This window comes from Tetragenococcus koreensis (assembly GCF_003795145.1).
In the GTDB taxonomy this organism is placed as follows: domain Bacteria; phylum Bacillota; class Bacilli; order Lactobacillales; family Enterococcaceae; genus Tetragenococcus; species Tetragenococcus koreensis.
In genome coordinates this window covers 1,688,225-1,708,666 of sequence record NZ_CP027786.1, presented here as the reverse complement: position 1 = coordinate 1,708,666, position 20,442 = coordinate 1,688,225, and the positions used below count along the sequence as shown (strand labels likewise).

Below are 20,442 nucleotides of genomic sequence, written 5' to 3'. Positions count from 1 at the left end.
ATGGTTACTGTTGAGTTAAAAAAATTAGCCCGACCTATTTTGCTTCTTGTAGCCTTATTGATAACGTTTGTATTCTATAAGCAGGAATTGAGTTTTCTTCATGATTTTTGGCCGAATGGAGACTTGGTCACTGTCTATGACTATGCTTCTGACTGGCAACATCGATTTGGTCAAACTCTTGGAGAAAGAGAAATAAAGCAAGTTGAAAAAGAGTATAATACATTAGTTCAACAAGCTGATGAGATCATTTCTGAAAATTCAACTGCGCAACAACTTCAATTGCAAAATTATACTGAATTTGAAATTTGGCATGAAGAAAACGATCCTTTAGTGAAAATTGATGAAATGAACAACGAAGAGAAAAAAATTGCTGAACAAAAAAATAGTTTACAACAAAATTTGGTAGATAAAAATGGAAATTCAATGGTACCCAAAATTGAAGTTTTTCAAGATTTAAGCAGCTCTATGCAAATATTTGATTCACCAAAGAAGTTTTTTATTAATGAAGACTTTACAGAAAAAGAACAAAGAAAGCTTTCAACAATTTTATTTACTGAAAATGGATGGCGTAATATTATGCCTAGCTTTTTAACTTCGACAGTTTCTTCTTATTTTGAAAATATGCTAATTCTAGCTATTCTTCTAATGTCATTGTTATTCCCTGCTATTTTTGTGAGAGACCGTTTGTTAGGGTTGCAAAAACTGCAATGGAGTAGTCGTCGCGGACGAAAAATGCTTTGGACACAATTTGCTAGTGGCATGATCGCCAGCTTTCTTCTCATTACTTGTATTGTAGGATTTTTTGGAAGTTTATTGTTTTTTACTGATTTTACACAATACTTTTCAAACGGCTTAAATTCGTTTTTTTCTGAGTATGATAGCGAAACTTTGTTGGTTTCTTTCTATCATTGGACATTTAGCCAATGGTTAGTAAATATTATTATGCTGGTTTATTTAATTGGAATGGCATATAGTGGGATTTTGTTTTTCCTTTCTCAAACAAGTCCTCATTATTTGTCATTATTGATGAAAATTGTTCCAATTGGATTTATTTTTATTTTCATTGCTAACCGTGTGCTTAAAGATGCGTTCTATTTAAAAAACGAGGTATACCAATGGACAAAAATTCCAATGGTTGAGTGCTACGCAGGAATTCTTTTATTCATTGGAGGTATAAGTCTACCGATAATCCTTTGTATTCGCCAGCAAAGAAAGGATTTGTTGAATTGATTGATAACTTGTTTTTAAGTAGGAGATTAGATATTACTGTTTTTTTATAAAAAAATGTCCAACTACAGAAATGGAATTGCAGTCTTTATAATGGACTTATGTACTAAAGATATAAAAACTCCCGTATCGTTGACGAGTTAACGATAGCAATAAAGAAATGGTCGTAGTCAAATAAGGATGTTGGTTATTATAAAACTAAGTGTAAAATTTATTGAGAGTCTAACGACAGATGAATAAAAAAGAAAGCTTCTTTATACCATGGGGAGAGAATCAACAAAATAGTCTCTATCTCCAACTTGTCAGGGGTTAAAATAAGAATCGACTCCTATCTTTCCAAACATGGGGGAGTAGATTTGTAGTTCATTCCCCATGCTTGTCTGCTTTTAAACGATTTTTCTATCTTTTGGCTTATCTGACATCGTTGGTCGTTAATAAAACAGTAATTTATTTTTTGAAGTTCTATAATATATTTGCAAAGCAAGTAGTCTGAAAGTGCATTACAATATAAAAGCCCGACCCTAGAGATAGGGCCAGGCTTTTTTACACTCGTTGTTTTATCTTTCTCATCTAAACAATATGAGAATAGCTGCTCAATGGCTACCCCAACAAGAATTGACATCACGATTAGCGAAATAAGCTGCAAGAACGCCATAATATCCTTGTTAGGATAAGTTGTCACAAGTATTATAAAGTATACTATGGATTGTTGACTACATGGGGATGCCCTTTGTATATCTAATATTTACTAACTTTACGCTTGTTATAATTCTATGCTATGCTCAAACTGCGTCAACGTAATCCTATCCTTTATTGAGAATTCGATATTTCAACAAAAAATGAATATTACTTTATCTAATGATAAAAGAAATGGAGTGTTTATATGAAAAACGCAACAGCACTTGGTCAAACGTTAAATGCGCTAGATGGTCAAAAATATGGTGCGTACAAGCGGATCAAGGGAAGTTACCAGTTTGCGCAGTATCAGCTTGCTGTTGACCATGTCCAAGTCGATCCATATGCTCCACCATCTAAAATGCGGATTATCCTCAATCGTAAGACTGCAGGTATTCCTGATGAGTTGTTGGATACAAAAGATAAACGAATTGCCGTCGCTGATTTTTTGACCAGGGCATTTTGGAATAAAATTCAAGCAACTAATAAAAAAGTAAAAGACAGCGGAACCAATGGGAAGGTCCTTATTGATCGTTGTGGACAAGAAATTTTGGAGCGGACTTCCGTAGTCGTTAACGTGGATGATATAGAAGTACGTTTTGAAGTTGGGTTGCCTGCGGCAGGTCGGAAAATTAAAGGGAAATCAGCTAGTTATCTTTTTAAAACTGTACTCCCAGAAGTAGTCGAACAGGCCTTGCTTTATCGTAATCTGGACCAGAAAGCGTTGAAAGAGCAGGTTACTTTAATGCTGGACCAATCGTTTATCCGCAGCGAATTAGACCAAAGAGGACTCGTCGGTTTTGTTGCGAATGGTGCTATTTTGCCACGAAAAAGTGGCGTTTCTGATAAACCATTAGAAAAGGCTGTTTCTTTTGCCAGTCCGAAAAATTTCGAAACGCAAATAGAATTGCCAAGTGGGCGAACTGTTATCGGTATGGGAATTCCTGGAGGGATTACATTGATTGTTGGTGGCGGTTACCATGGGAAGTCAACATTGCTGCAAGCTTTGGAACGTGGCGTATATCATCATATTGCTGGTGATGGTAGAGAACTGGTGGTCACTCGCCAAGATGCAGTTAAAATCCGAGCGGAAGATGGCAGAAATATTGAAAAAGTAAACATTAGTCCTTTTATTAACCATCTGCCTGGTGGTAAGGATACTATGCGATTTTCCACTGAAAATGCAAGCGGGAGTACTTCCCAAGCAGCAAATGTCATGGAAGCCTTAGAAGCAGATACCTCATTGCTACTGATTGACGAAGATACTTCTGCGACTAACTTTATGATTCGAGACGGACGCATGCAGAAATTAATTGCTCCGGATAAAGAACCGATAACGCCGTTTACGAACAAAATAAAACCTTTGTATGAAACTTTAGATGTCTCCACAATTCTTATTGTTGGTGGCTCCGGTGATTATTTTGAAGTAGCGGATCAAATTCTTATGATGGATGAATATCAATTAAAAGATGTCACAGAAACGGCTAAAACTGTTGCAAACACGGAAGGTTATCGCAGAGAAGATGTATCCCATGACCAATTTGGCGATATACCAGCGAGAATTCCATTAAAAAAGAGTTTTGCCAAATCTGGAAAAGAAAGCCGTTTGAAAGTTAAAGGTAGAGATACTATCTTATATGGTAGAGAACCCATTGATATTTCTGGCTTGGAACAACTTGTTGACGATAGCCAGACAAATGGCATTGCGATGATGATTGATTTTCTGCAAAGACAAATCGTAGATGAAAAAGTTACCCTCGAACAAGCTGCAGATAAGCTCTATAAATATATTGAAGAAAATGGGCTAGATGCGATTTCTCCTTATACCGGTCATCCCGGGAATTTAGCACTACCTAGAAAACAAGAATTTTGCGCAGCAATTAACCGTTATCGCGGGCTAAAGATAAAAGAATAAATGTTGTTAAAGTGATGATTAATGTTGCAATGAATTAACATACGTTTAAAACTGTAAGTTTCTTTTTAATATCGATAGAGAAACTTATGGTTTTTTTGTTACTTGGTATAATATGGGTGTTTTATTTAGTTTGTTGAATGAATTGATACTCTTATTGTATTTTTTGAGAGTGGAAACAACGATTTTACTAAAAGCAAATTCATTCGTTTTTAATTATGAGAGGTGAAAAAATGAAAAATACGCGTTGGATTAAGTTTTTGGGCGGAAGCAATGTTCTTTACACAATTACTGTCAGTTTATTGTTATGTCTTTTTATCATTACCATGACGAAACTGGACTTTATTTTTGGAACATTAGCCGTCATCATTTCTAACATTCTTATGCCAGTTATTATTGCTTTGTTATTGTATTATTTATTTAACCCGGCGATTGATTTTATGGAAAAACATAAAATCAAAAGAGTATGGGGAATAGCAATACTGTATATAAGTGTAATTTTGCTGCTGGCAGGTGGTATTGTTCTTGTTATCCCGTTATTAGAGAACCAAATTTCGAATTTAGTAGAAACTTTTCCTGTCTTTATGGATAACTTCGTTAATTCTGTTATCGCATTTGTCGATGATTTTTCTGGCAATGAAATAGCGGATAACGTTATTTCTCAAGTAGAAGGCTTTGTAGATAGTTTCAGTTCAGATATAGGAAATTACGTATCAGAAGGCCTGACTCGGTTCTCATCAGTTGTGACAGGGATTACTAGTGTGGTTATGACGATTGTGGTTGCGCCGATTATTTTGTTTTTCTTATTAAAAGATGCCGAAAAATTTACTAATGGCGTATTAGCCGTAACTCCCCCTAAATGGCGTGCTGATTTGATCCGTGTAGCGACCGAAATCAACGTCAAAGTAGGTTCGTATATAAAAGGACAACTAGCGATTGCAGTGTCAAACGGTGTGATGATATTTATAGGCTTTACTATTATAGATCTGGATTATAGTGGTATTTTAGGTCTTGCCGGAGGAATATTGTCTCTTGTTCCTTATATTGGTCCTACTTTAACGTTTATTCCGGCATTTATTATTGCGGTACTTACTTCATGGACGGAAGTGCTTTTGCTGATTGCTGTATGGATTGTGGTCCAATTTGTTGAAGGAAATTTTGTTGAGCCCAACATTATGGGAAGACAGTTAAATATTCACCCACTGACGATTATTATTATTTTGTTGATCATGGGAGATTTACTAGGATTGTTCGGACTCGTTTTTGGCGTCCCAATTTATGCTATTTTAAGAGTTATCGTGAATTATATTTTCCAAAAATTCAAATTACGTTATAACAAATATTATGGCGATGTAGCAGGAAAATATCATATTGGTACGACTGAAATCACTGATTTTGGAGACGATAATATCTATCAGGCAAAAGATGAATTGATTGAAGAGTTAGCCGAAGAACGAAAAAGCGAATCGAAAAAGAAACATTAACTTCTATTCAACACTTAATGGATTGATGAGCGGCTTTAGTGTTATAGTTAAATAGAAATATTTAAATTTATATACAGGGGAGAAAAATCGTGAAATTAATTTCGTGGAATATTGATTCTTTAAATGCTGCTTTAACAAGCGACTCGAGTCGAGCTCAATTATCAAGAGAAGTTTTAGATACGATTGGTGAATATGATGCAGACGTTATCGCCATTCAAGAAACTAAATTATCTGCTAAAGGACCCACCCAAAAGCATATAGATATTCTAGCTGAAAGGCTGCCAGATTATAAAATTACTTGGCGCAGTTCAGAAGAACCTGCCCGTAAATCTTATGCTGGAACGATGTTTTTATATAAAAATAACCTGCAGCCAACCGTCACTTTTCCAAAAATTGGCGCTCCGGATACGTTGGATGAAGAAGGACGCATCATTACACTGGAGCTTGAAAATTGTTTTGTCACGCAAGTATATACACCCAATGCTGGCAGTAATCTGGACCGCTTGGAAAAACGACAAGTTTGGGATGAAAAGTATAGAGAGTATTTAATTACTTTAGATAAACAAAAACCTGTGATTGCTTCTGGCGATTACAATGTTGCCCATCAAGAAATTGATTTGGCACATCCTGATAGAAATCATTTTTCAGCTGGCTTTACAGATGAAGAACGCGCTGGCTTCACTGAACTCTTAAATAATGGTTTCTCTGACACATTCCGTCATATTCATGGTAATGCTGAAGGGAATTATTCTTGGTGGGCACAACGTGTGAAGACCAGCAAAATCAATAATTCAGGATGGAGAATCGATTATTTTATCGTTAGCGAGCGTTTGGCAAATCAGATTTTATCTTCAGAAATGGTTGATTCAGGAAAAAGACAGGATCATACGCCTATCTATTTGGAAGTTGATTTATAATTTTTATTTGTTTCGTTATTTTTAGAGTGAAGAATATACTTTTGTTGAATTTACAATCATTATAGTAAAAGAGGCTTGATAAGTCTTGAATTGTTTTTAAATAGAATTAACAAATCAAAGCTAAAATTCGGTTAGACTTGTATTTATAGTTGTTTTTTAAAACAATTATGTCCGTTATTCATTCATTGATATACTGTTTTTTGTTATCTATGAAGTAATAGTTTTATTTGAAGAATAGAGGCAGTATGTTTTGCCGGAAACGTTTTCAATGGTAAAATTATGTTATTAAAACAATTTCTATTGTTTTTAAATAACTTTCAGGAGGATTTTACCATGGCTAAAAGAATTTCGTTGGAAAAAGCTGCTATTGATTTTAGTGAAGATAATGCAGCACACCCACGTATTTATGAGTTACCGCCTAAAGATGGACGTGACTTATTAGAACAAGTCCAAGAATCTCCAGTAGAAAAAATGGAAGTTGATATAGAAGACCAAACGTTTGATACAGGTCAATGGGGAAAAATTAACGTTCGCTTTTTGAGACCAAAAGGCAGTACGAAAGAATTGCCTGTCATTTACTATATTCATGGCGCTGGATGGGTTTTTGGTAGTGCGAATACACATGATAAATTAGTCCGTGAACTAGCTGTATGTACCCATTCAATTGTCGTTTTTCCAGAGTACAGCCGTTCTCCTGAAGCAAAATACCCGACAGCAATTGAACAAAATTATGCGGTCTTACAGCAATTACCTGAACTAGCAAAAGAAAAGGGAATGGACGTTGATCGTATAACTGTAGTAGGAGATTCTGTTGGCGGCAACATGTCAGCTGTTATGACAATCATGACAAAACAACGCAATGGGACTCCAATCAAACAGCAAGTTTTATACTATCCTGTGACAGATGCCAATTTCGATACAGAATCTTACAAACAATTTGCAGAAGATTACTATTTAACCAAAGAAGGAATGCAGTGGTTTTGGAATCAGTATACGACAGATGAATCGGAGAGAAATAAAATCACAGCCTCTCCTTTAAGAGCATCAGAAGAAGAGCTTAAAGACTTACCTGCAGCTATGATTTTAACTGCAGAAGCAGATGTTTTGCGTGATGAGGGCGAATCTTACGCTCGTAAATTACGAGAAGCAGGAGTAGAAGTGACCCAAGCACGTTTCCAAGGAACAATTCATGATTTTGTTATGGTAAATTTATTCGATCAGACAAATGCCACACGAGCAGCGATGGACCTATCTACAGATTGGATAAATAAAAAGAATAAATAAAAATAGAAAAGGAGTGAAGCGAGTTTTTGCTTCACTTCTTTATTTCGAATTTACTGCCATATTTGAAAAAAAGAGGGCAAAATCATTATCGGAGATATCGCTTTTGAAACACGAAAAAAGCATGACCAATGCCGGCAGGAGAGCAGGGGTTATTGGGCTAGCGATGAGTATTATTTTGTTTATGGCAAGCTCATCTTTTCATTTCAAGCAATGGCTGAGACTCACTATCGACAAGTATCTCATTGCGGTGGAATATTTATATTTTCTAGATTAAATTAAAAAGGAACCGCGTTTTTGCTTAATGAAGCAAAGCACGATTCCTTTTTATTATAAGTTAATAGGTACCTTCTTCGCCTTGAGAAGTTAGAATCACTGGTCCCTCTTTTGTGATAGCCAGACTGTGTTCATATTGACAGCTTAAACTACCGTCTTTTGTTTTCGCTTCCCATCCATTTGGTTCCATTTTCATCTGCCAAGTACCAATATTTACCATGGGTTCTATGGTTATGGTCATCCCTTCTTTAAGCCGTATTCCTTTACCAGCTTCGCCATAATGGGCAAAAAGAGGCTCTTCATGAATTGTTGGACCAATTCCGTGAGCGATAAAATCTCTGACAACGCTATAGCCTTCTGACTCTACATAAGTTTGAATCGCGTGACCTATGTCACCAGTACGATTGCCCACTTGCGCTTGTTCGATTCCTATATATAAAGCTTTTTTTGTTACGTTCATTAGATTTAGTACTTTAGGAGTAGCTTTTCCAACAACATACGCCCAGCAAGAATCAGACATTTCACCATTCAATTCTACACACATATCTACTTTAACTAAATCGCCGTTTTTCAATACTTGCTGTTTGGGAAAACCGTGACAAATTTCATCGTTCACGCTGATACAAGTAGCATATTCATATCCTTCAAAACCTATTTGCGCTGCCACACCACCATGCGATTCAATATAGTTGCGAACAAATACTTCGATATCCCAAGTTGTTATGCCACTTTTAATAAAATTCCTCAAATTTTGGTGCACTTCTGCTAATAAAGAACCTGATTTAGCCATTAGCGCTATTTCTCTTTTTGATTTTAATGTAATCATTTGTTTACCTTTCACGTTCTATTTTTAGAAAAAAAGTATAACACCTATCTTCAAAGAGTCAAGTTCAGGATTGGTTATAACAATGTTTTGCATTATAAATTGCAAATGCCTACAAAATAATTATGCCTTATACATATGGCGCGCCCTATCGATGGGACTATGTTATGATAATTGTATAATTTTGATATATAAACAGAAATCGTGCAGACATCATAAAGGAGTTTTTACATGAAAGGTAGAGATCCATTTATTATGGGGCTGTTTATTCGGCTATTTTAAAAATTATGCTTGAAAGAGGAAGAACAGGTAGGTGAGATGGAGAATATTAAATTTATTGTCGGTAACCAAGGCTGGCAAAGAGCAGCAAGTATTTTTATTCGTATGAACGTATTTGTGTTTGAAGTTCAGATTTCGCTACAAGATGAATTTGATTTAAATGATACCGACGAAGCGATTTATGCTGTAGCGTATCAAGGAGATTTACCTGTTTCTACAGCTCGTTTATTGAAAATAGATGAGGAGAATGTTCGCATTACTCGCGTTGCAACTTTAAAAGAATACAGGGGAAAACATCTTTCTTCTGAAATTCTAAAACGGTTAGAGGACTATTCACGGACAGTGGGTTATAAAAAAGTGGATATTCATTCAGAAGTTGCTGCGTTGGCATTCTATTTAAAATGTGGCTATCAGCTCTCTTCTGATATCTATTATGAAGATAGTGTCCCTTGCCAATCTGTAGAAAAATATTTGTAAGAGTCAAAAACTGTTCTGTTGATTTTTTTCTTTGAACTGTTGCGACATGAGAAAATTGTAAGTATTGATTACACAATTGTGGATATAAAGTGAAATGCTTAAAGATGTAGTAGTACAAAAAAATAACGCAAGATAAGGACATGTTATTGAAAAAAATTGGAGGCGCTATTATGCAACGAATTATCTTCTCGATACGATAAAACGCGACGGCGTATCGAGTCACTTTGTCGCAGTTTATCGTATCGTAATCATTAACTAAAGAATACGAGAGGATAAAAATGATGAAAAAATTAGTGGATACATGGAAACAAGAAGTTGAGCGTTCTTTTGAAGGTTGGGATTTTTCTTATTTAGATGATAGCGGCAGATGGGAAATGGAATCTTTACCTTGGGATTATCTAAAAATTGTAAGACAGTATTTAAAAGAAGCGGATCGCTTATTAGATATGGGAACCGGTGGAGGAGAGGTTCTTTTGACCCTTGGACATCCTTATCATAAAACTTCAGTAACGGAAGGCTATCCGCCGAATTATCAATTATGTAAGAAGAATTTGGAACCACTAGGGATTACTGTTAAATTTGTAGAAGAAGACGATTTTCTTCCTTATCCAGACAATCACTTTGATATTATTATTAATCGGCATGAAGCTTTTAGGTTGGATGAGGTAAAACGCACACTAAAACGTGGCGGTATTTTCATAACGCAACAAGTAGGTTGTGAAAATAGTCGGGCTCTCTCAAAACGACTATTAAAAAAAGAACTGGAAGTTGATTTTCGCAATCAATTAACTTATCAGTTAGAACAAGCGAAACAAAACGGGTTCAAAGTATTTAATAGTGATGAAGTCTATGCACAAATTAAGTTTTTTGATGCAGGTGCAATTGTGTATTATGCGTCAATTATCGAGTGGGAATTTCCTGATTTTTCTGTTGATGATTGCCTTGATGCCATAATGGGATTGCATCATGAAATTGAAGAAAAAGGGTTTGTGAGTTCAGTTGAACACCGTTATATGATGGTTTTCGGCAAAGAATAACCAATGTAATTGATATGAAAGGATACTTAACTGTATAGGACTGTAAAAGAAGACAACAGTCCCTGCGTTTTCCTAACGTCGCTGCTGTCTTCTTTTATTAGATATGTGTTTTTATTAGTGCCTGAGGAATTTAAACACTAGCTATGTATTTTTTCTCTTGTTCGTAATTCTTCAAGCTGTTTTTCTAAAATATTAGTGTGGGTAAGAAAATCTGCAAAGAAGACGTCAAAGATTTGAGAATTAGCATAATATTCTTTAACAACTTTCTTTTTATTTAATGGCTCCGTCTCATGTTTGAAGAACTTATCAAGCATTTCTAAGGCGCTTGCCCAAGATTGAAGCTTTTCCAATGTCTCTTTTGTTGCGTAGATATCTTGCTGAGTAATAGCTTTAATAGGTTGGTTATTCTTTGTTAACAATTTTTTCTTTTTTCCTGTTTCCAAGTTTTTCACTCCTTTTTATAATATTAGATAGTTTAATTTTATCTGTAATAAAGATAAAAAGCAATATCTTTATTACAGATATTTATAATGTGTATAGGTGATGAAGATGAATTACAAAAATATTCGATCAATAAGAGAAGATAATGATATAACACAGAAGCAAATGGCTGGGTTATTAAATGTTTCTCAAAATACTTATTCTCAATATGAGACTGGAAAAATAGAATGGCCAGTGAGCACGTTAGTTAAAATAGCTGATTACTTTGATGTTAGTGTGGATTATTTGCTTGATAGGACGAAGAATAAAAATAGGATTAATAGTAACTAGTAAAGTAAGAGTATTGAGTTCTGATTTACTGGATGAACAAAAAGTTTAGAAGAGTTTATTGCACGGCTAATAACTTAATCGTTAAGCTATTAAGTTAAATTGTTTTCGAATTTGAAACTAATTCATTTTTGCTATGTGGTTTGAAAAAGCTTATTGATTCCTAAAAAAACCACAAATTTTTAGGTTGTTTTGCTTGCTAAGTTGGTAACATGAATAAGCCTTTAGTTTAAATTTTTAAGGATCTGTAAACATGCACATACTATGGATATAAACGAGTTCAATTTCTTCGAACTTTATGCTATAATAAATATGCGAAACGAAATCAATCAATCAATTATTTCACCAAAAAACCACCCTATTGGAGTAGGGTGGTTTTTCTTTGCACTGTTGCGCCTCCAGCGTTGGAGTTAGAGGACAACTGCAAAGGCTTTCGCTTAATCATCTAACCAGTGATTAATTAGTACCGTTACTAGCCCTACAAAAATAGGTGCGATAACCCACGAAATTTGTTTATCGAACAATTGAACTCACATCTTGGAAGACAGTTGCTAAAAGTATTATAATATAATTCATTATATTGTGATATTTTTTACAATATTTTTTGATATTATATATAAAGAAAACGCTCAAGTGAAATACTTAGAAGAACTGTTGAAACTTAATAATCCGAATAGCGTAGATTATCTTAAAAATAAGGCTTAATGTCTAAACAACTGTCAAAGCAGGACAGTCGACTATTATATTGTTTCTGGAATTCAAAGTAGTTTGATAATTATTTTATTGGCTGTTTTTAAACTGGAAATACTGTAAGTAGCTAGCTAACATTTTTTTATCGCGGGCTAAAAGTTAGCTTACAAATTACGGTTGTTTTTAAACACAACTTTTAGCTTATAGATTGAGAGTATTCCTCTTGTAAAGACAAAGCAAGGAGTGCCATGATAAAGTATCTCTTTAGGTTCATTAACAGTAAAAAAATTGGTAAACGAATTAACAACACTGAATTAATTTTTAGAGAATTAAAAAATAGATATTGTAATATATTCAACGTTTTTTATTTATTGTACATGCCTTTTTGTGCTAATATATTTAGAAAGAAATAGGAAAAGGAGAAGCAATGATAAATAAACATAATAAACTTACTTTCAGACAAATTTTTTTAATTGGATTGATGATTTTTTCTCTCTTTTTTGGTGCTGGAAATCTAATCTTTCCTGCCGGATTAGGCGCAGAAGCAGGAGAAAATTTATGGAGTTCTATGGCTGGTTTTTTAATCACCGGCGTAGCATTGCCAGTTTTAGGATTAGTGTCGATTGCTAATGTGAGTGAGGATGGGAATACTGAAAATTTAGCACAAAAAGTCCATCCTTATTTCGCTAAAGTATTAACAATCGTCACTTATTTATCAATAGGTCCATTAATGGCTGCTCCTAGAACAGGACTTGTCTCATTTGAAATTGGAGCAGCGCCCTTTTTGAAACAAACAAATTTGGGAATAGGGTTGTTGATTTATAGCGTTATTTTTTTTGGTTTAGTGTACTATTTAGCTTTATATCCTAATAAATTTGTTGATCGTTTTGGAAAAATAGTAACGCCCCTTTTGTTAGTGATATTAGGCCTTTTTATTGTCACTAGCATCCTTAAACCTATTAACGGTTTTCAACTGCCGCAAGGCCAATACGCAAGTGCGCCATTTCTTAGCGGAGTAAAAGAAGGCTATTTAACAATGGACACAATTGTATCGATTGTTTTTGCGACAATTATTATTAATGCGATCAAAGAATTAGGGGAATTTAATCAAACAGCTAGGAAAAATGCCATTTTAAAAGCTGGAATTATTTCAGCCACTTTTCTAGCTTTCATTTATTTAGGAATTTCTTATATTGGGGCAAGCAGCTCTACGCTGAATTTTGCTTCTGGAGCAGAAGCCTTGTCAGGAGTCGCTAATAGTTATTTCGGTGTAAGTGGGAATTTTCTTTTCGGTTTAGTGGTGGTATTTGCTTGTCTTCCGACAGGTTCAGGGTTGCTTTCTTCATGTGCGTGGTATTTTAATAAAACATTTCCTCGCATCTCCTATAAGAGCTTTTTGCTATTTTTTGTTTTATTTAGCGCTACTGTTGCAAATGTTGGCTTAGAAAGATTAATCCAGTTTTCAATTCCTGTTTTAAATGTAGTTTACCCTATAATTATCGCCTTAATCTTATTGAGTTTTATTGATAAGTATATAAATTGTAATACGTCCGTCTATCGCAGCGTTGTTGGAGTAACATTACTTATTAGCTTAAATGACGGATTAACAGAGTTTAATTCCAATTGGGATTATATCACGCCCTTTGTAAATCTTCCTTTTTCAGATCTAGGTTTTTCTTGGATTCTTCCTGCAATTATAGTAGGGGTTGTTGCTAAAGGACTTTCATTTATATTTGTAAAATTAAACAATGAATAGTCAGAAATTTTCGAAAGTTAGCTTTGCAAAACTGTCAATGACGGATAATATTGTAAATAACAATGCTTAATATCGGATATGTATTCCAATAGAAAATTAGAATGACTGTAACTATGTTAAGATTGTAGATTATCATCGGGGATAGAGAGGATTTATGAATGAAATTCCAACGCCTAAAATCAGTGAAATTTTAAAAGAAGAATTTATGACTCCTTTAAACTTTTCGGCTCATTCATTGGCTAAAAACATTAATGTTCTTACATTAAGAATTCAAGACATTTTGCACGATCGTCGACAAATAACTGTGGATCCCTTTGTCAGATGGGAAAGTTTTTTTCGGTGTATCTGATCGTTATTTTTAAATTCACAAAACAACATTGACATTCGTAATGCTGAAAAATAATGGGGACGAATATGACCAAATAAAACAGTATCAATAGAAAAGCGAGTGTGGTTATCCTATGAAACGTGTTTTAGATGAAGATTTGATCTATGAGGTCCTCTCTGTTGTGGGGGAAATACCAGAAGGCTGTGTTGCTACATACGGACAAATTGCCAGATTAATTGGCAGAGAAAAAAATGCAAGGCTTGTTGGTAAAGTTCTTAGCATGGCCGAATTTTATGGAAAATATCCTTGTCACCGCGTGGTCAATCATGCAGGCAGATTAGCTCCGGGTTGGTCCGAACAAGCTGATTTACTCCATAATGAAGGTATTTCTTTGAAAGATGAAAACCATGTTGATTTGAGAAGATATCAGTGGGAGGAATAACAGCTATTTATGTGTTCCTTATGTATAATAAAATGACGCTTTTGATATAAAAGGTTGGAAGGATTAAACCTAACTGAAAGGAGTAAACTAATGAGCAATAATAAAAGTAATAATTATTCCTCATCTACTGATGGTGAGTATCTTCAAAAAGTTACCGTTGGAAAACGAACCCCTCATAATGTACCTATTGAATTAGTTAATTATGATCCCAATTGGGTGAATTTATTTGAGCGTGAAGCTAAAAGGATTAAAACAATTCTTGGTAATAAAGTTTTACAGTTAGAACACGTAGGGTCTACGTCGATACCTGATTTATGCGCTAAGCCAATTATCGACATTTTACTTGTAGTGACGGATTCTTCAGATGAACTTTCATACGTCCCTGCTTTAGAATCAGTGGGATATGTATTAAGAATACAAGAACCAGAATGGCATGAGCACCGTTTATTTAAAGGACCAGATACAGATGTTAACCTACATGTATTTAGTAAGGGCGCATCAGAAATCGATAAAATGCTTCGATTTCGTGATTGGTTACGTACCAATCGTGACGACCGTGAAAAATATGCTAAGGTAAAACATACACTTGCTCAAAATACTTGGGAAAACATTCAAGATTATGCTGACGCAAAAACGGAAATTGTAGAAGAAATCATGGAACGAGCAAATTCCAACGTTATGTAAGCAGGAGGGATAACAATGAACGAAATTGCAACACCTAAAATCAGTGAAATTTTAAAGAAAGAATTTATGGAGTCATTAAATTCTTTAGCTCATGCATTAGCTAAGCATATGTCCTTATACCAAAAATTCAAGATATTTTACACGATCGTTGGCAAATAACTGTGGATATATCTGTCAGGTTGGGAAGTTCTTTTGGTGTATCCGATCATTATTTTTTGTATTTGCAAAATGATATTGGTATTCGTAATGCTGAAAAAATGATGGAGACAAATGTGAACAAATAAAATAATAATTAAGCTCATCCAAATTTCGAAATCATTACCTTTTTTATTTACAAGATCTAAGAGCGTGTGAGCTATCAGACAACCTGCTTTTTAGTTATCTACTAATTGTCTAACCAATAATTCCAAATCGAATGTTAAATTGTATGAAGATGAAATGAAAATAAGATAAAAAGGATGAGGGCACAATTATAGACTTTATCTTTTTTGTTTAGTTAGGATTTTTACAATACGTTAAATTAAGCTAACACCATAATATTCAATTTAATAAATTGTATGTATATGAATTAATAGTACTATATATTTCTCTCTATAAACCAAATATATTTTTTGGGTGTTAGTTGACAAAAGCTACTAATTTCCACTATAATAGTTGACAAACACAACTAAATTTTCTTATCGTTTGTAATTTTAACAACTTTTCTGTTCGATTCATTAACATTACAACGTAATTAATGGCTGTTATCGGGTTGAACAGTTTTCCGAGACTTCCTTTTGATTACTTATTAGTCACTGAAACAATATGTATGATCAGTATTAGTAGGTGTAAAAGAACAAAAAAAGCGTTTGAATGCAAATTAATACAAATAAGTAGTAAAGGTGACGATATGATAAATAAAATAAATACTATTGAAGATATAAGAGAGTTCAATCGTTTTTTTACAGTTTTAATGGATGGCCTGAATCTACGTTATTTAGATACAGAGTTTTCAATTACTGAATTCCGTGTGTTATATGAATTGAACTTGAAATCAGAAATTACAGCTAATCAATTAATTGATATGTTAAAGATAGATAAGAGCTATATGAGTAGGATACTTAAAAAATTTGAAAAAAATCAATTAATTTCAAAAGAATCTTTTCTAACTGATAAACGATTTCAAATTTTAAGGCTTACTTCACAAGGACAAGAAGTAGCAGATCAGCTAATCAACCTTACCAATCATCAAATTGAAGTATTAATAGAACCTCTTAGTATGGAACAATGCTGCCAAATTTCTAACGCCATGAAAACTATAATGAAGAACTTTAAAGTTTAATATGTATTTGCTTCGTGGATTCATTAAAATAAGAAAGCTTAAAAACTAATAATAAAAAAATTAGAAGGTGGTTTAATGGGAATGGAAATTATTTGTTATGAAGAAAAATTTAAAGATGACTTTGTAAAACTAAATAAAAATTGGATTGAAAAATATTTTAAAATTGAACCACATGATATAGAGCAACTAACGAATGCTGAGAAATATATCGAGCAAGGCGATATGATCTTCTTTGCTGTTGAAAATGGACAAGTAATATCAACATGCCTTTCTTCGCGTTTACACAATAATGTATGGGAAATTGCCAAATTTGCATCTAATGAGCATTTTAAAGGAAAAGGTGCAGGTAAGCTTGTATTTAAAGCCGGGATGGATTACGCAATTAAAAATGGAGCAGAAAAAATTGTACTTTATTCAAATCAAATTTTAAAACCTGCTCTTCATATTTACGACAGATTTGGTTTTAAAGAAGTTCCGGTAGATATCGATGACTACGAACGATGTGATTACCAAGCAGAATATATTGTAACTGAATAAACTTTAATAAAGGTGTATGTGTAGTGTTAAGAAATACCAAAAATCAATGAGCAAACAACAGTTAAAAATTGAAATATATTCTACATAATGAAAAAAATAAAGATCTTCACAAGAGGAGGCTGCCTTTTAAAACTTCTTCTTTTTTCAGGAACAAGAGAGTTATAGTTTATACTCGATTTTTTCCAACAACTGAGCATGTGAATTTTTGTAGGTTTGTTTTTAGTAAGGGATAAAGGGGAAAGGACGAGGAAATGAGTTGGCGGGTAAAGTTTTAAAAGTTTGTAGAGAACATTTTTCGTAAAAGCCTATTGAGATTTAAACACAAAACAAGTTGTTCCGTTTTATGAAAAAATTTGGCTTTAAAATTATTGGAGAACTGTTTATTTTTGAAAGGATACTTCATATGGAAATGGGGTTAAAATAAAGGGGTAGAGCTTATGAATTGGATTGGAATGCTGGGAGCGAGTTTGATTTTGATTTCTGGTATTGGATTAGCTTGTATTGAAATATACCGTTCAAAAAAGTAAATATAAAATAAAAAAGAAGATTAGAACATGCATATACTTTCTAATCTTCTTTTTTTGTCTAATGGACAGTTGTATAAAAATGTGAACTAAGAAATTGCAGATCGTTTAAGCGGTTCTTTTGAAATTGAAACAGCAAAAGAGAAACAGACAGGTTTTCAGGAAAACCAGAATTTTAAATATAGCGGGAAAGAAAAAAGAAGATGAACAAGACGAATAAAATAACAAAAAACAGGGAGGGTTAACGTCATTTGAGTGGTTTAGAAAAAGCACGAAAAAATTGTGTTGTTACTTTTAATGTTACTTTTTAAAAAAATAATCCTCCAAAATCCTTATATATAAGGATTTTGGAGGTCACTTCTACTATTCCCACTCCACCGTAGCAGGGGGCTTGCTCGTCACATCATACACGATCCGATTCACATGTTCGACTTCATTGACGATACGTACCGAGATTTGTTGTAATACATCCCATGGAATGCGGGCAAAGTCCGCGGTCATGCCATCAATGGAAGTAATAGCACGGATACCAATAGTATAATCATAAGTCCGCTCATCACCCATAACGCCGACAGAACGGATGCCAGGTAGCACGGTGAAGTATTGCCAGATATCACGATCTAAACCAGCATTCGCGATTTCTTCGCGCAAAATTGCATCCGATTCACGTACAATTTCCAGTTTTTCTTCGGTGAGTTCACCTAGTACGCGGATACCCAAACCTGGTCCTGGGAAGGGTTGGCGCCAAACAATTGCGTCAGGCATGCCAAGCTCAGTTCCTAATGCCCGTACTTCGTCTTTAAACAATGTGTTTAATGGTTCAATTAATTGGAAGCTCATTTCTTCTGGTAAGCCACCCACGTTATGATGAGATTTAATGGTTTGAGCTGTTTCCGTGCCCGATTCGATGACGTCGGTATAAAGTGTTCCTTGGGCTAAGAAACTGATTCCTTCTTCGCCGGCCAATTTAATAGCTTCGTCATTAAATAAATAGATAAATTCATTACCGATAATTTTACGTTTTTGTTCAGGGTCAGAAACACCTGCAAGCTTATCTAAGAAGCGTTTTTGAGCATCTACTTTGATAATGTTTAAACCAAATTTGCCGCCCAAACTTTCCATGACTTGTTCGGCTTCATTTTTACGCAACAAGCCGTGATCGACAAAAATACAGGTCAACTGCTCGCCAATGGCTTTGTGTAATAGAACGCCGACAACGCTGGAGTCCACCCCGCCAGATAAAGCTAAAAGCACTTTTTTATCGCCAACTTGTTCACGAATGCTGGCGGTTTGCATGTCAATAAAGTTTTCCATACTCCAATCGCCTTTACATTGGCAAATTTCTAGGGCAAATTCTTTCAGTAAGTCATTGCCGTATTCAGTATGACGTACTTCTGGGTGGAATTGAACACCATAAATTTTTCTTTCAGCATCTTGAATAGAAGCAATCGGGCAGTCTTTGCTGGTCGCTACGACTTCAAATCCATCAGGGACGTCTTTTACTAGATCTCCATGACTCATCCAAACGGTTTGTTTTTCTGGGGTATCATCAAACAATTTAGCGGATGCTGCAGTGATTTCGATTCCAGCTTTACCATATTCCCGGTTTTGAGCTCTTTCGACTTGTCCGCCTAAGCGATGAGTAGCTAGCTGCATGCCGTAACAAATTCCCAAGATTGGAATACCTAACTCAAAAATTTCTTCATCAATACCAAATGAATCAGCGTCATAGACGCTATTTGGACCGCCGGATAAGATAATTCCTTTTACATTCATTTCTTTAATTTCTGCCGCTGTCGTTTTATGACTTAATAGCTCAGAAAAAACCCCGCAATCGCGTATGCGTCGAGTAATTAGTTGGTTGTATTGGCTACCGTAGTCTAATACAATAATTTTTTCTACATCTGTCAAATGTTCAACATTTGTCACAATAAATTCCCTCTATTCTAATTAGTTTTAAAAATCGCTCAAAATTTACGTAAAAATATCTGATCGATCTTATGGTAATCTGTTTTATGAAGAATTATATCTGCTCGCGAGCGTGTGGGCAAGATATATTCCTGTAAATTTTTTAAATTGACATTTTTCCATACAGACTTTGCCATGTTAATAGCATCTTTGCGCCTTCCTACCGCGTATTCATAGTAATAGTTAGATGGATCTTGAAAGGCGGTATCCAACAAAGATTCAAACCGTTCTAAATACCAACGTTCAATTAAAGCAGGATCAGCATCGACATAAATAGAAAAATCAAAGAAGTCACTCACATAGATTTGCTGGTTTGCAGGTAGCTGGAAAACGTTGATTCCTTCGACGATCAAAATATCCGGCTGTGAAATCGTTTCGTATTCTCCTTCGACGATATCATAGCTTTTATGGGAATAAAGTGGAATTTTGAGGTCTTTTTCATGTGATTTGACACTGTTTAAAAAGTTGATCAAGCGTTCCATGTCGTAACTTTCGGGAAAACCTTTGCGATCCATAATCCCCCGTTCTTCTAGGACCCGATTGGGATATAAAAAGCCATCTGTAGTAATCAGTTGTACATCTTGCTTGGGAAATAAGCGCGATAGGAGCGTTTGTAAAAGACGGGCTGTCGTGCTTTTTCCGACCGCTACACTTCCTGCAATCCCGATGATAAAAGGGGGAACTTTTATATAACGATGTAAAAAAAGGCCTTGACTCAAGGATAATGATTCGTAAGCTTTCATATATAAATGAATCATATGACACATCGGAATGAAAATATCTTCTACATCTTGCATTGAAATCCGGTCGTTCAAACTTTTAATATTATCTAATTCCTCTTGGGTTAATGGCGTATGCTTAGGAGCATAAAATCCTTGCCATTCAGTACGGGGAATTTGATAGAAATTCATGTATTCTTCCATGGGTCCTCCTCATACGAAGTGGTGAAAAGACAATTTTTATTATCTTTGGACCGCTATAATTTCTAAAAATAGTCAAAGATATTTTAACATAAAAACAGAAGAGCTCCTAGTTG

General features: G+C 34.6%; 18 protein-coding genes and 2 pseudogenes. 16 read left to right on the top strand and 4 right to left on the bottom strand.

The window, feature by feature from the left end:
* From C7K43_RS08155 to C7K43_RS13205, 6 genes are all read left to right on the top strand, one after another.
* Positions 1-1,230 carry a hypothetical protein gene (locus tag C7K43_RS08155; protein ID WP_124006418.1) on the top strand — a complete coding sequence of 410 codons (1,230 nt, stop codon included), beginning with the start codon at positions 1-3 and terminating at the stop codon, positions 1,228-1,230.
* An 880-nt stretch (positions 1,231-2,110) separates the two neighbouring features.
* Complete coding sequence (locus tag C7K43_RS08150; protein WP_124006417.1) at positions 2,111-3,817, top strand: ABC-ATPase domain-containing protein; 1,707 nt, start codon at positions 2,111-2,113, stop codon at positions 3,815-3,817.
* Positions 3,818-4,047: 230 nt separating this feature from the next.
* Entirely contained in the window at positions 4,048-5,298 is a 1,251-nt protein-coding gene (locus C7K43_RS08145; RefSeq protein WP_124006416.1) for an AI-2E family transporter, read from the top strand.
* 89 nt (positions 5,299-5,387) lie between these two features.
* Positions 5,388-6,215, top strand: a complete 828-nt coding sequence (locus C7K43_RS08140) for an exodeoxyribonuclease III (protein ID WP_124006415.1) — start codon at positions 5,388-5,390, stop codon at positions 6,213-6,215.
* A gap of 333 nt (positions 6,216-6,548) precedes the next feature.
* Positions 6,549-7,499: an alpha/beta hydrolase gene (locus C7K43_RS08135; protein ID WP_124006414.1), complete on the top strand. Its 951-nt coding sequence runs from the start codon at positions 6,549-6,551 to the stop codon at positions 7,497-7,499.
* 103 nt (positions 7,500-7,602) lie between these two features.
* Complete coding sequence (locus C7K43_RS13205) at positions 7,603-7,773, top strand: hypothetical protein (RefSeq protein ID WP_157977741.1); 171 nt, start codon at positions 7,603-7,605, stop codon at positions 7,771-7,773.
* A 60-nt stretch (positions 7,774-7,833) separates the two neighbouring features.
* Here C7K43_RS13205 and map read toward each other — a convergent pair whose 3' ends face one another.
* The gene (gene map, locus C7K43_RS08130) at positions 7,834-8,598 is read right to left on the bottom strand and encodes a type I methionyl aminopeptidase (protein WP_124006413.1); all 765 of its coding nucleotides are present in this window, start codon (positions 8,596-8,598) and stop codon (positions 7,834-7,836) included.
* Positions 8,599-8,913: 315 nt separating this feature from the next.
* Between map and C7K43_RS08125 the strand changes: the two genes are divergently transcribed.
* Both C7K43_RS08125 and C7K43_RS08120 read left to right on the top strand, forming a co-directional pair.
* Positions 8,914-9,351, top strand: a complete 438-nt coding sequence (locus C7K43_RS08125) for a GNAT family N-acetyltransferase (protein ID WP_186810703.1) — start codon at positions 8,914-8,916, stop codon at positions 9,349-9,351.
* Positions 9,352-9,629: 278 nt separating this feature from the next.
* Positions 9,630-10,388 carry a class I SAM-dependent methyltransferase gene (locus C7K43_RS08120; protein WP_226996636.1) on the top strand — a complete coding sequence of 253 codons (759 nt, stop codon included), beginning with the start codon at positions 9,630-9,632 and terminating at the stop codon, positions 10,386-10,388.
* A 137-nt stretch (positions 10,389-10,525) separates the two neighbouring features.
* Here the strand turns inward: C7K43_RS08120 and C7K43_RS08115 are convergent, their stop codons facing one another.
* The gene (locus tag C7K43_RS08115) at positions 10,526-10,831 is read right to left on the bottom strand and encodes a hypothetical protein (RefSeq protein WP_124006412.1); all 306 of its coding nucleotides are present in this window, start codon (positions 10,829-10,831) and stop codon (positions 10,526-10,528) included.
* A gap of 106 nt (positions 10,832-10,937) precedes the next feature.
* On the opposite strand from C7K43_RS08115, the gene C7K43_RS08110 reads away from it, so the two are divergent.
* The 8 genes and pseudogenes from C7K43_RS08110 (at position 10,938) to C7K43_RS08070 (ending at position 16,914) form a co-directional block, all read left to right on the top strand.
* Positions 10,938-11,159, top strand: coding sequence for a helix-turn-helix domain-containing protein (locus C7K43_RS08110; RefSeq protein ID WP_124006411.1), 222 nt, complete (start codon positions 10,938-10,940; stop codon positions 11,157-11,159).
* Positions 11,160-12,273: 1,114 nt separating this feature from the next.
* Positions 12,274-13,602, top strand: a complete 1,329-nt coding sequence (gene brnQ, locus C7K43_RS08100; RefSeq protein ID WP_124006410.1) for a branched-chain amino acid transport system II carrier protein — start codon at positions 12,274-12,276, stop codon at positions 13,600-13,602.
* A 154-nt stretch (positions 13,603-13,756) separates the two neighbouring features.
* A pseudogene (locus C7K43_RS08095) lies at positions 13,757-14,042 on the top strand (HigA family addiction module antitoxin).
* A gap of 21 nt (positions 14,043-14,063) precedes the next feature.
* Positions 14,064-14,372 carry an MGMT family protein gene (locus tag C7K43_RS08090; protein WP_124006409.1) on the top strand — a complete coding sequence of 103 codons (309 nt, stop codon included), beginning with the start codon at positions 14,064-14,066 and terminating at the stop codon, positions 14,370-14,372.
* A 90-nt stretch (positions 14,373-14,462) separates the two neighbouring features.
* On the top strand, positions 14,463-15,056 hold the full coding sequence (locus C7K43_RS08085) for a GrpB family protein (RefSeq protein ID WP_124006408.1): 594 nt from the start codon (positions 14,463-14,465) through the stop codon (positions 15,054-15,056).
* Positions 15,057-15,071: 15 nt separating this feature from the next.
* Positions 15,072-15,340 (top strand): annotated as a pseudogene (locus tag C7K43_RS08080) (HigA family addiction module antitoxin).
* Positions 15,341-15,945: 605 nt separating this feature from the next.
* Positions 15,946-16,377, top strand: a complete 432-nt coding sequence (locus C7K43_RS08075) for a MarR family winged helix-turn-helix transcriptional regulator (protein WP_157977740.1) — start codon at positions 15,946-15,948, stop codon at positions 16,375-16,377.
* Positions 16,378-16,452: 75 nt separating this feature from the next.
* Positions 16,453-16,914 (top strand): GNAT family N-acetyltransferase, encoded by a 462-nt coding sequence (locus C7K43_RS08070; protein WP_226996635.1) that lies wholly within the window; start codon positions 16,453-16,455, stop codon positions 16,912-16,914.
* A gap of 887 nt (positions 16,915-17,801) precedes the next feature.
* On the opposite strand, the gene guaA is transcribed toward C7K43_RS08070, so the two are convergent.
* Both guaA and coaA read right to left on the bottom strand, forming a co-directional pair.
* Positions 17,802-19,367 carry a glutamine-hydrolyzing GMP synthase gene (gene guaA / locus C7K43_RS08065; protein WP_124006406.1) on the bottom strand — a complete coding sequence of 522 codons (1,566 nt, stop codon included), beginning with the start codon at positions 19,365-19,367 and terminating at the stop codon, positions 17,802-17,804.
* A gap of 38 nt (positions 19,368-19,405) precedes the next feature.
* Entirely contained in the window at positions 19,406-20,329 is a 924-nt protein-coding gene (coaA, locus tag C7K43_RS08060) for a type I pantothenate kinase (protein WP_124006405.1), read from the bottom strand.
* Between the last annotated feature and the right edge of the window lie 113 nt (positions 20,330-20,442).